Raw genomic sequence first — 14,220 nt, forward strand, 5'->3', positions numbered from 1 at the left:
CCAGCAGTGAGGGCCAGTGGATAGCGAGCATTAAAAGCAATAAAACTGACGAAACAGGGGGCATCGCCGTTGACGTTCAGACCGGCATTCCACACGATGGCCTGAACCGGCAAACACAATGCTCCTGCTGCCGAACTGAATCAATGTCTCTGCTGCCGAACTGAATCTGGGGCGTCCCGTAGCGTAGCGGGGCAAATAAAACGCATACCATCACACACGAACGTAAATATCAGCACATACCAACGCATATCAGCATATATTACTGTGTACTTAGCAATGATCCGACGCAGAGAGAAGGGGCACGAACATGAATAAGCAGAACAAAACCCGGTACTGCACCCAGTGCGGTGCCTCAATCGCGGCGGACTGCAAATTCTGCACATCGTGCGGTGCAAGAGTGACGGCGCCCACCACACAGAGCACGCCGGCGAAGAGCCTGCAGGGCGCGAATAGCGCAACGGCACCCGGCGTCCCTGTGAATCCAGCAAACCCCGCAAACACAGCGACATCCGCCAGCGCACAATCGCCGATAGACCAACCGGTACCACCAGCACCAACAACACTGCCGAACCCAACAGTGCCGCCAATACCAACAACACCAACAACACCGCCAAACCCACAAAATAACGACGCGGGAAACACGCCCAAAGAAGCCAAGCGGAACAAGGTACTCATCATCATCTCGATTGTGGTGGCCGCAGCGCTGGTGCTCGGCATCGGAGGTTATGCCGGCTGGCGGTATTACGACGGTCATTCTCACTCACACGCGCAGCAGCGGTATATCCAATCGCTGGAACAACTCAAGGATGCAGACAAACAACTCACCAAAACGTTGCAAAAAACGAGCGCCTCCACTCGCACAATCACCGCTGCACAGGTTGACGAGCCGGACGCCCTTACCGCGTACACCAAGGCGGTCGACAAGGTGTCAAAACTGGTCTCTCGGTCGGCCGGGAGCGAGAAGGCAGGCACTCATGATTCAGATGAATCGACAGTGCGCAATCCAAACGAAGCCACGGCTCAGGAGCTCAACCGTGCCGCCGATGCCAATGAGAAAGCCACAAAGGCCCGCACGGACGCCAAAACCAAGCTCGAGGAGAGTGCGCGGAAAGTGACCGATTCCAGAGATTCAGCCAGCAAGGTACTCAACCCGGTCGAAAAGGCCGTGGCAGCCGCCGAGAAACGCAGGAAGAGCGCCGAGAGGGAAATCAATGGCAAACCACTGGATGCGAAAGCCATCGCATCAGGCGACTACTCGAGCCTCGACGGTACCTGGACAAACAACGCCGGCGCATGGATGCAGATCAAGGACGGCAAGCTCATTCCACAGACTCCGATCTCGGGCACCACAGCGCCATACACACTCAAAAACTGCAAGGGCCTGGATGCTTGCATAACCGATAGCATATTGACAGGAGAGAATGAGACGTACACCATGGCTGAAGTCCCAGACACGCAAGTCCAGCTCGTACAGGAGGGTGCAGTAGATTGCTCAGTTAGAAACGAAGGCATTTGCGAACGCCAAGATCCTTATTCGATTGTGGCAGTACAGAAAAACGCCATACTGTTGAACATGGCGTACGACGGCCGACGGGACGAATCACAAACCGATCCGACCGATTCCTCCCGCGATCGCATCATTGTTTCTCATTCGATGGGACAGGGAGGTACACCGTTGTGCCTCGATGCCTCGTACGCTTATTACCGCGATGAATCGACGTTCAAGCCGTCTGCAGCAGCACAGAAGCAGATTGATGATGCCGTCAAGGCCGCACAGCAATCGATTGACGGCCTCAAACAGCCGTGGGCCAAGGCCGCGTTCCAGTGCAGACTCGACGTAGTCAGCAAAAAGCGCTCCTCGTGCGCAACGCAAGAGCAGGTGGGTGCAACACAAACCGGAATGGACATCAAGGCCATTGCCAAGGGTGACTGCTCGTCCATCGCGGGAAATTGGGTGAGCGCCAGGGGCGTACAGTTCGTGTACAAGGACCAGTGCCCCTCCTTCAGTTACACTGATGGATCAGGCCATTGGGTGCACTGGAAGCAGCCGGAACTCCACGAAACGTACGCAGAGCAATCCAACACCGGCTACACTGCCGGAGGAAGAGATTCCCGGGTCTTTCTACCTAAGGGTAGCACGCTGCCGGACAAATATCTCAAGTGCTTCGGCGCAACAAGCGACAACTCCGACATCAACCGAGACCGCATCTTCGACGTCAACGGCATGTCGTGTCAAACTCCGAGCGACCCCACCAACAATGTCCACTACCGCCGGTGACAAGGCACGCTCCTGTCAGTGACAAGCCAAGCTTCTGCCAGCTCCTGCCAGATTCTGCAAGTAACAAGCCAAGCTCCTGTCGGCGGCAAGCCAAGCTCCTCACCCAGCAACAAGCCAAGTTCCACTGGTGCTGAACCGCCGTTGATTGCATGCGGTCAGACCTTCCGGTGACGAACCGGGGGCCGCACCGTGCAGCCGCGCCGGTGCCCGAATGCCACGGCAATGAACCCAACAACAAGCACCACCACCGACGTCAGCAAACCTACAAGCAGTGAGTCTCCCCTAGCACGCCCGGGCTCGGGAATCGGGTCGGGAATGTTCTGCCGCACGCCCGTAACAACAAGTCGCTGGGTGTTGACGCCATACGGGGTACAGGTCATCAGCGTCACCATATCCTGCCCGGACATGACCTTATAGAACCGGGTGTCCCCCGGATCGATGACATGGACGCCGACCACCCGATAGCCCATCGTGTGATTCAACGTCTCCACATAGAAGATGTCGCCCTTCTTAAGCTCGTCAAGCCTGGTGAACAGCAGGGCGTCGCTCAGACCTCGATGCCCGCTCAGCACGGCGTTGGTCGATTCGCCGCCGACCGGCAGGCTCGTTCCATAGAGATGTCCCGCGCCATGCAGCAAAGCCTCGTCGGAAGTGCCATGGTAAATCGGCATCTTCACGGAAATCCTGGGGATATGAACGACACCCATCACCCCATAACCGTCGTTCAGAAGCGATTGGTATTCCCCGTCTTTTTGGTCTCGCGGTTTTGCACCCCCCTGCAAAGCATCAAAGGGACCGGCGTATTCCCCCAAAGCAGCCTGATCGGAAGAGGCGATGCGCCGATTGTAGTCCTGGGCCCGTTGATATTCGTCGAGGATCCGTTCTTGCGGCCACTTCGCAACACGGATGTTCGCAGCATCCATCGTGCGGCGCTCATCATAGGCATGCATGGCCCACCTTGCCGGAAACCAAGCGATGGCCACGACCAACGCAATGCCGCAACAGACCAGCAACAGATCAACGACAAGGACGATGAACCGGTGGGGGCGAGCCCTCTCGCCGCTCCTGTCCATGATGATGGACCAGAATTCATCGGTCGCGCCTTTCCCTGACCCGGCGAGCCTCGATGCTCCTTCTGGCACCCAGCCGTTATGGGGCATAGGCTCACCCCGTACGATTCTTGCTTGACAATCGCACCATCCGTTCCCCGCCTATCATTCGTCGGCAGCCATCAACAAAGAAGCGATGAGGTACGAACCTCGGTGCAGGTTCGCACCTCACTACGACTTATCCTTTCGCGCCTAGCGCCTTCAGCGGTTGAGGCGACGGCGTGCCAGCAGAAGCAATCCCATAGCCACCATGAGGACCACGACGACGAGGAGCGCCAAAATCACTCCGGCTCCACCGGTCAACGGAAGCTGAGAGATGGAGCTGACGTTGAGCACCACGATTGCGTTGTCAATGGTATGGCCGGCATTGGTGGTAAGCGTTGGCGTGGAATTCTTCCTCACCAAGCCCCACGCATCACCGGTGTTGGTGGTCACGGACTGGGCATCGTTCGGGAAGCCGCCATTATTGTCTGAAGCCGTGGCACCATGAACGGTGACCTTGAAAATAGGCAGGAATGTGGAGGAGAAGCCGGCCGGAGCCTTCGTCTCCTTGACGATGTATGTGCTCCCGTCCTTCAGACCATCAACCTTGAGCATACCCTTGTACAGGCCGATGGCGGACTGAGCATCATCATCGGCCACTCTAAGAGTGGTGACGGCGTTCTTGTCGCTTCCATCCTGGTGCTGGGCTTTCTTATAAGATCCGTGAGAAGACGGGACGGCGAGAGCGCCATTGTCGGTCATGGGGCGGAAATACATCGGATTCTTGCTGTCCCCGTCGAATACCTGGAACTCCGCACCGACAAGCGTCTGATCCTTTGCGCCTGAATCAACGAGCGCCTTGGACTTCTTGACAAGGTTGAAATCGCGGAAGTAAGTGGTGGCACCCTGGTTGGGGTCCGTGGGGGTCGTGGTCGACACGGTGCTGTTGTTGTTCGCACCGTCCTGTGCGTCGGAGGCGATCGTGCCGTCGGTGTTGACCACGGCCTTATCCGTGGCGGGCTGGTGGTTGACGTCGGTGGAATAGCTCAGCGCGGCGGAGTTCTGCACTGGGCCGTCCTGGGCGCTGTCATTGAGCCTCATCTTATAGGTCACGGAAATCGACGCCTTGTACTGTAAGGAGCAGATAACCGGAGAAAGGTCGAACACCACGTGTGCCGTCGACAATCCGTTGTCAGTGGTGGAGGCGATGGCTTGCACGAGGTAATCGGTGCCTTGAACCAACGTCTTGCTCTGCGACTTGCCGTCCGCATCGGTCCATGTCACTTTGACCACGGTGTTGGGGGTTGCTGCGGAGCCGGAATCGTCGGGGATATAGGTCAGGCCGTCGTGGACGGGGCTGTCGACCATGGTGTAGAGGTAGTGGGTGAAACCGGTGGTCAGCGGTACGGTGCCTGAAAGTTTGTAGTTCAGGATTCCACCAATTTCGATGTCGCTGTTGGCCACGTCAAGAGTCTTCTTGATGCCAGGCTCGTCATCATTCTTCATGGCGATCTCGCCCAGCGTTCTGCCGTTCAGCTGATTGTAGTTGTTTCCGGCGGAGGTGATGCCCGTACAGACAAGCATGGGGATCGACTGCTTAGGATTGGAGGGCTTGCTCGCCGCTTCCGTGGTATCTTCGATGACATAAAGACCAGGCTGCGCAACGGTGAAGGTCGCCGTGTCGCCAAGGGTCGTCGCAGTGACCGGCTGAAGCTTGGTAAGGAAATCCTTTTGCTTAGCAAGTTCAGTGACGAACCTACGCAAGTTGCCATTCTTGCCCCAGGCGTCAGCATCGCTGCCGCTATTCGAGACCTTGTCACGATTCTCTGAACCGCCGTCATAGCCAAGCCACGTCGCAGCCACCTCGCCTACTGGGTTGCCCGCATAGGCGGAATCAGGCTGATCGTTCTTGTCGCGAGCCGCCGCCAGCGCGTTGTTCGCCAATGTCAGAACATCCTGATCGGTGCCGACTGAGACGCTGGTAAGCTGGTAAGAAGCGGAACCATCGCCGCCGGCAACGGACTTGCCCGCTGCATCCTCATAGTCACCGATACGAACCACAGAAAACGTGTGGTTCTTCATATTTTCGGCGTTTGCCCCCTTGATAGTGATGATCTCTCCGTTATAACCGGACTGACCAGCTGCAGGAACAGCAATCGGCGCGGAATCGCTATCCGCCGCATCGGCGGCATTGGCAGTTATTCCCATCGGGGCCAGCGCCAGCAAAGAGGCCGCAGCGACGCTTGCGCCCACGAACCTTCGAACTTTCCCATGGAACATCATGAGATATACCCTTTCCTATTTATTTCCTAATACGACTTCTTACTTCTCGGATATGCATGCCGACAGACTCGAAGTCAAATCTTGAATCTCTTCTCAATCGCTGCATGATGAGTCGAATGAACGAACCCATTCACCCTTAACAAAATGAACGGTGTGCTTAGCATGACATACAGATCATCACCGCATGGCATGCAACCCCTTCGTCCCACAGTTTTTGAACCTGAGCAACGCTAGGAACACAGCAAGCAGCAATACCACGATGCCCGCAGCAAGCAGAAGCTCACCGACCTGGAACCCACCGGTGAACGGCAAAGCATTGGTAAGTGGAACGTCGGCAATCCGGCAAGTCACGAGGTTGGAGTCATTACCTGCACCTATCGGCAGATTTTCAGCCGGAGTATTGATGTTGTATTTCCGCTGGAACACACCAGATCGATCCGTTGCGAAAACACCTACATTCCCCTCAGGCATATTCTCGGGAATAGGTACCTTCCAGGAGCCATTGTTCTCTGTCTTCACAGGAACTGACTTTGAACCATCAGGCCAGATCAACGTAACGTTCAACCCACCGGCCCCACGGTAGCCTTCATCGTCAGGCAACGCAGGAGAAGACGCCATCTCAGGCAGCTTCACAATCCCACGCACTCCTCCTACGCGATTGGCGGACGCAATTTTGACAACGGGAGGCACCATGTCAATCACTTGGTTGACTACGCGGCCAATGGCGGGTTTTCCGCCATCAATGTCCTGCAAAACCGCATAAATCGAATAGACAACACTGCCATTGGGATTGTCCTGCGTGGGAAATACTGACGGATCTATCGCGCACGACCAATCCGATTGCCACTGGACGGGATTGGCTGCAGCATCAGTACCAGAACCTGGAACCTGGGTTATATTGGATTGAGAACATCCATTCGAAAGATCTCCAACCAGATACTTGCTATCTGGCACCTTGAGACCATTCAACGCCACCGAATCGTCATCATCACCGCCCGATGGCGATGTTTCTCCTCCACCGCCCGTACTTGAGGGGGCGTCCTTCGCGGTGGCCGAAGCAAGCTCACTTAAGGGCACAGCGAATACACGCAGGATGTCTTCCTTATGATTGGCGGAATTGATGGATCCCTTGATCATTACTTTGGCGGGTTTACCACCCAACTGGAGACTGGCCTTGCCTGAATCCGGTCCATCGCTCGCCATGACGGTATGTGGTGCATAAACCTGTTTGATCTCAGGATTCGAGTTCATGGTCAAATGGAAATTCGCGGGAACAATGTTGGAGAACAAGGAGGTGACGTTGATTGACGTGTCGTCGGATTGCCAGGCATGGTACCGCACCAGTGCCTGCTTACTAATATCGACGCTTACCATGTCCTTGATGCTCCAGTCACCGGTCGTCGGGCTAACCTTGACCGTGCCAATTTTCCTTCCCTTGGTGTTTGGATCATTCGGATTGTTGGGGTTGATGGGATTATCAGGATCCTCTGCGAACACCGTCACCAGGTAACCCGGGGTGGCCGTCCCTTTCACAGTACGGCTTTTCGCGCTGGCATAGCCCTTGAAACTATCAATGAGCGGGGCTTGGGGTCGAACGATGTCAAAGTTGAAGAAAGCAGTATCCATCGTCCAACCCTGATTGATTCGTTGTTCCGCAGCTTCAGGGTTGGTTCTGGCCAAATCGTCGGTAATGCCTTCGGAAGCCGGATCTGGATTGCGCAACGGATCTTCCACTGTGCATGCTTGATTGACTATTGGCCACGTGACCAACTTGAAATACCCGTCCAGCCCCTGTTGCCTCTTTGCCATATTGAAGTCAATACTGCCATCGGCGGCCTGGGCTACCCCGCTCTGGCCCGCATTGGGCACTATGAGACGACCGGATGTGGGGTCACCATCGTAATCGACGTTGCTGTTGAACGCGATAGCCGCATCGAAAGACCTGTTGGCGAAAGCGACAAGGGCCTTGCCATTCAAACCTACCGGGACAAAGCTACCGCTATTCGCCAGTGCACCAGCAACAGGCATACCAGTGACGGTCTGCGCTGTCGGCGTCAATGCATCTACCGGCACCCATCTGTTGTCTTTCAGCCCAATCCACTGGTATTTGAATCCGGTTACTTGATAGCAGGGATTGCTGGTGTCCAGCCCTAAGGCAGGGTTGTACCAAGAGACGAAGAAGGAATTCGGAGGCGCCACACCAGGTTGAGTCAAAGGTGGATCATGCGCTATGCCGCCCATACTCGACATATAACCGCCTATGCCCTTATCGGTTATCATACCCCAATTGGCCTGACCAAGCGACCATAAAGATGGCCAAGCGTCGAAGCCCACCCAAGTGTTGGGTATGTCGCAACCATGTTTGACGCTAACATAGCATGAGCCAGGATACACCATGACCGTCTCATTGTCTGCCATATCACCGACCAACGGTGAAGCTGCCAGCAATTCATTGGTCTTCAGCGCCGTCGGACCAGACCAGGCAAGCCCCTTGCTCGCCATGGTGGAAGAGAGATTGCTGATCGCACTGATAGCTGGAGGTCCGACCTCGACCCAGATATGTTGCTTCCATGGATGACCATCGTTGTTTGTGCTGACGCCTCCCTTGTCCTTCGAAGTCCAATACAAATTTGGCTCATCGGGTGTATCGATATTCGCATGCATTGAAATGGCGACATAGTCGTAAAGACCCGCATGCATGATCTTAGGGATAGTGTAATATTCATCGATATTCCGAGCCCATGTATTGGCCCTCTTGACAGTATCTGAAGCCGGTGTCGAAGGGTCACTGTACGTGTTTTTATAGCCAACGACGTAGTTGTAGTCAGGGTAGACGGTACCATCCAAACCCACACCGCCATCGCCGAAGTCAAACCGAAGCTTCATTCCGATTGTCTCGGGAGTCGTACCATATGGATTGACCTCACCATGAGCAACGCGCATCACGAAATCAATGCGCAGCTCATCACGCAGGGTGTCCAACTTGTTGTTCATGGCAAGCATGCGGTGGAGCACCGGCTTACGTATGGCACCATCAGGGTTCGTGGCGCATTCAGTTTTCCTCCAGTCATCTGACTTTGCAGCTACACTCTGCGTAGGGCACAAATCCGCATTAGTGTTTCCATCGGCAAAAGCCGAAAAAGGCGTAACGACATTGGAGCCGATCAGGCAGACAAATGCCACCGCCCCAGCGCAAGCTACTCTTGCGAACCGTCTGGCGCAGTCCACGACGTTTTTAAGGAATGCACCCTTGGCCGCCCGAATGGAACAGACCCTTCCCACAACAAATCACCTCTGCACAGAATTTCCGCTTACCTCAGAGAGCAAGACACATCATCCATCGTTTCAACAAAGCTTTCACCGGGTAACCTTTGATCGCTCATGCTGATCGCCGACCAACGGAGCGACAGTCCAGCCCACTTGATCAGCGATGGAGTTCATGCTTGCATATTTTTCTGACAGGTTTTCCAAATAGCGAACACAAAAATGTCTTCTTTTTCTCTATCGACTTGACATCTACTAGCTATATTCCTTGGAACATAAAGCAATTCAGAGAGGCAATGAAATCTACAAAACCCCGATATTGCAATATTTTTATCAGACAAAAGAAGTAGATCTGCCTCATTTTGTTATGTATATTATTCTATATTATAAATATATACTATTCAGCTTAATTATGATATAAAGCACATTGAGTTCTTCCTGTAACAGGATGTCACGACGTGGCAAACGTTTGATACAACATACGTCCGACGCGACATGTATTTGCATTCCATAACTTCCCATCGGCCGGGCGACCGCACTTGGAAAAACGCCGGTATTCCTGTATTAATTTCCAGGAATCGAAGTTAACGCATCGTGCGAACGCACGCAAAGCACGAAACTAAAAAAGGGACTGGGACTCTTACATGGAATCAGCACGTTGCATCAAAGCAGATTCGGCAGCGAACCCGGCGCACGCCAATCAGCGAACAAGCCGTCAAACACCTGAGCAGACGTACGGACCGACTGGGCCAGGCGGATTAACACGCCAGCGTATTGAAAACCATAAATACATATTGATTCAAACCGCAATACTTCAGCAACCACCTGAACGTTGTCTCAAGCATCAGTTACCTCATAACTCCAAACGCACACACTACAATCATCCACCACACGATATGACCCATGGCGCAACTGAAGAATTCCGGAGTCTTTGGGCTCGAAACCAAATTCACACACATACATCTCCCAGAAAGCAGACCAACTTCGCCCATTTCAGCATAAAAACACCGACACATGGCCGCTTCCGAATGCACAAAGACAAGGAAAATAACCCAGCCTCAAATGAGAATTCAAGCAGGCATCCGCTTTCCAATTTTATGGAACACAAAGGAAAGCGGATACACCATACTTCTGGCTTTACGGACAATCAACCCATATCAACCCATACAATCAGTTCATATCCGCCAAAACAGGGAAAGCGTCATGGTTGCCGATCTGACTCACCTTGATCGCCGCCGCCTTATTGACGAAGTTGACTGCATCTAAGAAATCACCGTGCTGGGAGTAATGCACTACCAAAGGAGAAATCCAGATGGCAGAGCTGGACCCAATCCAAAGTAAGTGTGGCAATTCCCTTTTAACAAAACAGATCATCCTTACTCACGGAAAGCGAGTTGACGATGGCCCTCACGAGCACGGATATGCTCTATGAACTTCAAATGATATTCAAACCTGTAACACTCACCGCCGCTGTCACACAGATACATGTAGCAGCCTTTGCTCTACACTGTATGTTCTATCCGTTCAACCAGTTCCACGAAGGATGGATTAGCCAAGTTAGGCACAAGCACCGCGATAAGATCCAACGACGTTCCAGATAAGGTATTCACCTTAAGCTTAGTCCGGACTCCAAATTATCGACTACTTTTAAAACTTCCTTCATGGACGCCTCACCGATATCTACTTCAACATTGATGATCATTGAGATTGTTGCCATGGTTAGAAAAATCAAGAGTTTATGTTAATTGGTTACGTAGTTTCGATCGCAAAATTGCGTATAAGCACGAACGGGTAGCTCCCCCGGTTAAACCCCTAAAACCTTTCCAATACAACCCATGTCCCATCATGGCATCATGAGAACGATTTCAACGACTATTTATTCATTCTGATTTCAATGCGCCTCACAAGTAGGGTGGTGCCGAATTGACCGATTATCCTTAAAGCCAATATGGCCAGTGCGCGCTTTACCGTGTACCGTTATAAATGAAAGTACATGTGAAGTTAATCTTCCCACTGCTTTGCTGAGGTTTGATGGGGTGGGCGAAACGATATCCTACCATGGATAGCCGGCTGGAATATCACGAGACATCCCAAAACGGCCTTTTATATGATGAATACGATTCGTCACCACCCGCACCGATGAAGTTCCATTTCATACCCCACCACGCAGCGAAAGACAAAGAATGAAGGTATGCAATGAACACAAAGCTAACAACCAATGAGGGCCAGACGTGGGCCGACAACAACCACTCTCAGACCGCAGGTGAGCGAGGACCCATCCTCATGCAGGACTATCAGCTGCTGGAGAAGCTGGCGCACTTCAACCGAGAACGCATTCCCGAACGCGTGGTCCATGCCAAAGGCGCCGGAGCCAAAGGCACTTTCAAGCTTACGCGCGACATGAGCCGGTACACCAAGGCCGATCTGTTTCATGGCGAAGGAAAGCAGACACCGATACTCATCCGCTTCTCCCAGGTCGCCGGCGAAGCAGGCTATCCGGACACATTGCGCGACGTGAGAGGCTTCGCTCTGCGTTTCTACACACAAGAGGGAAACTACGACATCGTGGGCAACAACACACCGGTGTTCTTCGTCAACGATCCACTCAAATTCCCTGATTTCATACACTCTCAGAAGCGCGACCCCGTGACCCATCTTCGTACGCAGGACATGCAGTGGGACTTCTGGTCTCGCTCTCCTGAATCAGTGCACCAAGTGACCTATCTGATGGGCGACAGAGGCAACCCGGCTTCCTACAGAACCATGAACGGCTATGGATCTCACACGTTCAAATGGGTCAATGAGCACGGCGAGCAATTCTGGGTGAAATATCACTTCGTAAGCAAGCAGGGCGTCAAGAACATGACCAATGAACAGGCAGCAAAAACCGCCAGCACAGACACCGATTTCCTCATACACGACCTTTACGATGCCATAGAACGCAGGGATTACCCGTCATGGACGGTAGACGTTCAGATTCTGCCATATGAGGAAGGTCTCAACTACAAGTACGACATCTTCGACGTGACCAAGACGATCTCCAAGAAGGACTACCCGCGCATCGAAATCGGTGAGTTCACACTGAATCAGAACCCGGCCAACTATTTCGACGAAGTCGAGGAGTCAGCATTCTCACCAGCGAATTTCGTCCCCGGCATCGAACCGTCACCAGACAAGCTGTTGCAGGGCCGTCTTTTCGGGTACAAGGACGCCGAACGCTACCGGTTGGGAGCCAATTACGAAAAACTTCCCATCAACCGGCCGATCAATGAAGTGCACAATTACGAGCGCGACGGATTCATGTCGCAAGGCCAGGACGGCTCGGTCAATTATGAGCCGAATTCGCTCCATGGCCCAGTGGAAGACAACAGCGCCCGTATGCATCCGGACCAACTCAAGGGCAAAACTGTGTATTCAAAGCCTTATGAAACGGACCATTACTCTCAAGCCGGGGATCTGTATCGGCTCATGTCGGCCGATCAAAAGGACCGCCTGATAGAAACAATCAACAACACCCTCGGAACCGTGGAAAGTGAGCAAGTCAAAATCCTACAGACCAGACAGTTTTATAAGGCTGATCGTGACTATGGCGAGCGCGTGGCCAAGGCGTTGGGGCTACCTCTGGACGACATACGCGAATAATCGGACTCGGAGTTCGTTCGGAGCAAGAAAAATCTTGCCACCATTTGCTCGCTTGAATTCACTGCGCCTGTCAGTTATGCCAGCAAGGCACCTGTACGAGGTTGGGTACGCCTTGATTCAGGGCTTGCCCAAGTACCAACTGTATCAGGGACATTCCTATGGCAAAACGGTTCTGGCTACATTGACGGCATTATTGATGACCCTCGGGAATCCCCACATACGGCACCGTCTCAAGGACGGCCTGAACAACCTCCGTCCGCGTCAGCCCCACATGTAAGGCGGCGGCAATGTGGATCTCCAGCTGAGGTTAGGTGAAGCCCTAGGCACCAGGCTTCCCAATACCACAAGCTCACGCTACCTGACATCAAATATCTGGTCGGCATGCATCACCGAACGCAAATTCGGCGATCCACTGCCTCAGCTCAAAGGCTATGTATGCCCTGCAACGAATCGACGACCGCCTGGCCGTCCTACACATCATCGCTCCTGCCTCAACATGGCCGCCTATACCTTCTCGAGTTTTACATCCCAGATCTTAAGCACGGAGTCTCGCATCTTGAGCAACTTACAGTCATACAGAGTAGGCATTAAGTATCTGAAGGTAAACTGGAAGATGCATAATAGTGTTGTAAGCCGTCGATAGGGAAAGAGTGGGATTGTTTTTCGGTTCGAAAAATAGAAAAGCCCGAAGACCGGTTATCAGTCGATTTTCGACGGCGACAACGGACAGGTCCCTATCGACGGTGGTGAGCAGTCTCAACTGACCGATGAGACGGTTACCTCTCTTGATGGCCCCTTTTCAGCAAGTGCCCCTCCGATGCCTATGGTTCATTCAGAGGCCAGGCCAGCTGCCAAGGCTTCCGTTCAGCCAAATGCACGGCCTGCGCAAAGCAGGCATGGTGTCTCTCGGTCGTATTGGGTCGACAAGACTTATTTCTCCACGGTTTATTTCAAGTCAGGCTATGACATGGATGATGTGGACAAAGTTTGCGATCTCATCCACGACGAGTTCAAGGGATTGGAACACGGTGCGGACCCTCACGTGATTAGTTCGGAAAAGGTCGCTGGCATGCAATTTAAACAGGTCTCGTTTGCCGAGGGATACAAGCGGGATGATGTTGACAAATTCATGAGGGAGGCCGCCAGCGCACTTCGGGAAGAGTATAAGGTCTGAGCGGATGCCTGCAGGTCGGCAATCACCTCGTCGCCGCCTAGGGCAGTCAGCCATAGGCATGAAATGAGGTGAATGCAGCGATGGATGGTAGTCGTTCATGCTCGGATACCGGGCCTGAAGAAACCAACATGAGAACTTGTGGCGCGTCAGCATATGACGGTAGGCAGTATCCGCTCGTGGCACCAAAATCTGACACCTTTGACCAACCTATGGCGACCTCCGGAGTGGATCCGTTGAACATCGGTGGATCCATACGCCACACAACCCATATTGCAGATATGCAACACCTCGGCTTACATCAAGCCGAGACACTGATTGACGCCCATTGGACTCGAACCGACAACCCACGACTTAAAGGATGCTGTTCCAACCATTGAGTCAGAGGGGTAACAAGAATTCGCATACAATCATTTCTTGATTTGCAAATCGTGGATTGCGTATCGCGATGTCCAGCCTGTACCCCTGGCTTCAATCCCGCACTCTTAGCT

Annotated in this window: 7 protein-coding genes; 3 read left to right on the forward strand and 4 right to left on the reverse strand. The window is 53.2% G+C overall.

Features of this window, described 5'->3' with window-relative positions; translation table 11 throughout:
* The first annotated feature begins 307 nt into the window (after positions 1-307).
* Positions 308-2,278, forward strand: a complete 1,971-nt coding sequence (locus BBOMB_RS04265) for a DUF6287 domain-containing protein (RefSeq protein WP_152570112.1) — start codon at positions 308-310, stop codon at positions 2,276-2,278.
* Positions 2,279-2,433: 155 nt separating this feature from the next.
* Here the strand turns inward: BBOMB_RS04265 and BBOMB_RS04270 are convergent, their stop codons facing one another.
* The 4 genes from BBOMB_RS04270 to BBOMB_RS08415 all read right to left on the reverse strand — a co-directional run bounded on the left by BBOMB_RS04270 (position 2,434) and on the right by BBOMB_RS08415 (position 10,215).
* Positions 2,434-3,438, reverse strand: a complete 1,005-nt coding sequence (locus BBOMB_RS04270) for a class C sortase (RefSeq protein WP_052377451.1) — start codon at positions 3,436-3,438, stop codon at positions 2,434-2,436.
* Positions 3,439-3,588: 150 nt separating this feature from the next.
* The gene (locus BBOMB_RS04275) at positions 3,589-5,652 is read right to left on the reverse strand and encodes an isopeptide-forming domain-containing fimbrial protein (protein WP_044087031.1); all 2,064 of its coding nucleotides are present in this window, start codon (positions 5,650-5,652) and stop codon (positions 3,589-3,591) included.
* A gap of 177 nt (positions 5,653-5,829) precedes the next feature.
* Positions 5,830-8,934: a hypothetical protein gene (locus BBOMB_RS04280; RefSeq protein ID WP_152570111.1), complete on the reverse strand. Its 3,105-nt coding sequence runs from the start codon at positions 8,932-8,934 to the stop codon at positions 5,830-5,832.
* Positions 8,935-10,086: 1,152 nt separating this feature from the next.
* Entirely contained in the window at positions 10,087-10,215 is a 129-nt protein-coding gene (locus tag BBOMB_RS08415) for a hypothetical protein (RefSeq protein WP_269146618.1), read from the reverse strand.
* Positions 10,216-11,112: 897 nt separating this feature from the next.
* On the opposite strand from BBOMB_RS08415, the gene BBOMB_RS04295 reads away from it, so the two are divergent.
* Positions 11,113-12,558: a catalase gene (locus BBOMB_RS04295; RefSeq protein ID WP_044087024.1), complete on the forward strand. Its 1,446-nt coding sequence runs from the start codon at positions 11,113-11,115 to the stop codon at positions 12,556-12,558.
* 967 nt (positions 12,559-13,525) lie between these two features.
* Positions 13,526-13,732: a DivIVA domain-containing protein gene (locus tag BBOMB_RS08060; RefSeq protein ID WP_152570110.1), complete on the forward strand. Its 207-nt coding sequence runs from the start codon at positions 13,526-13,528 to the stop codon at positions 13,730-13,732.
* The last annotated feature ends 488 nt before the right edge of the window (positions 13,733-14,220 follow it).

Origin of the sequence: Bifidobacterium bombi DSM 19703 (genome assembly GCF_000737845.1) — a bacterium.
In the GTDB taxonomy this organism is placed as follows: domain Bacteria; phylum Actinomycetota; class Actinomycetes; order Actinomycetales; family Bifidobacteriaceae; genus Bifidobacterium; species Bifidobacterium bombi.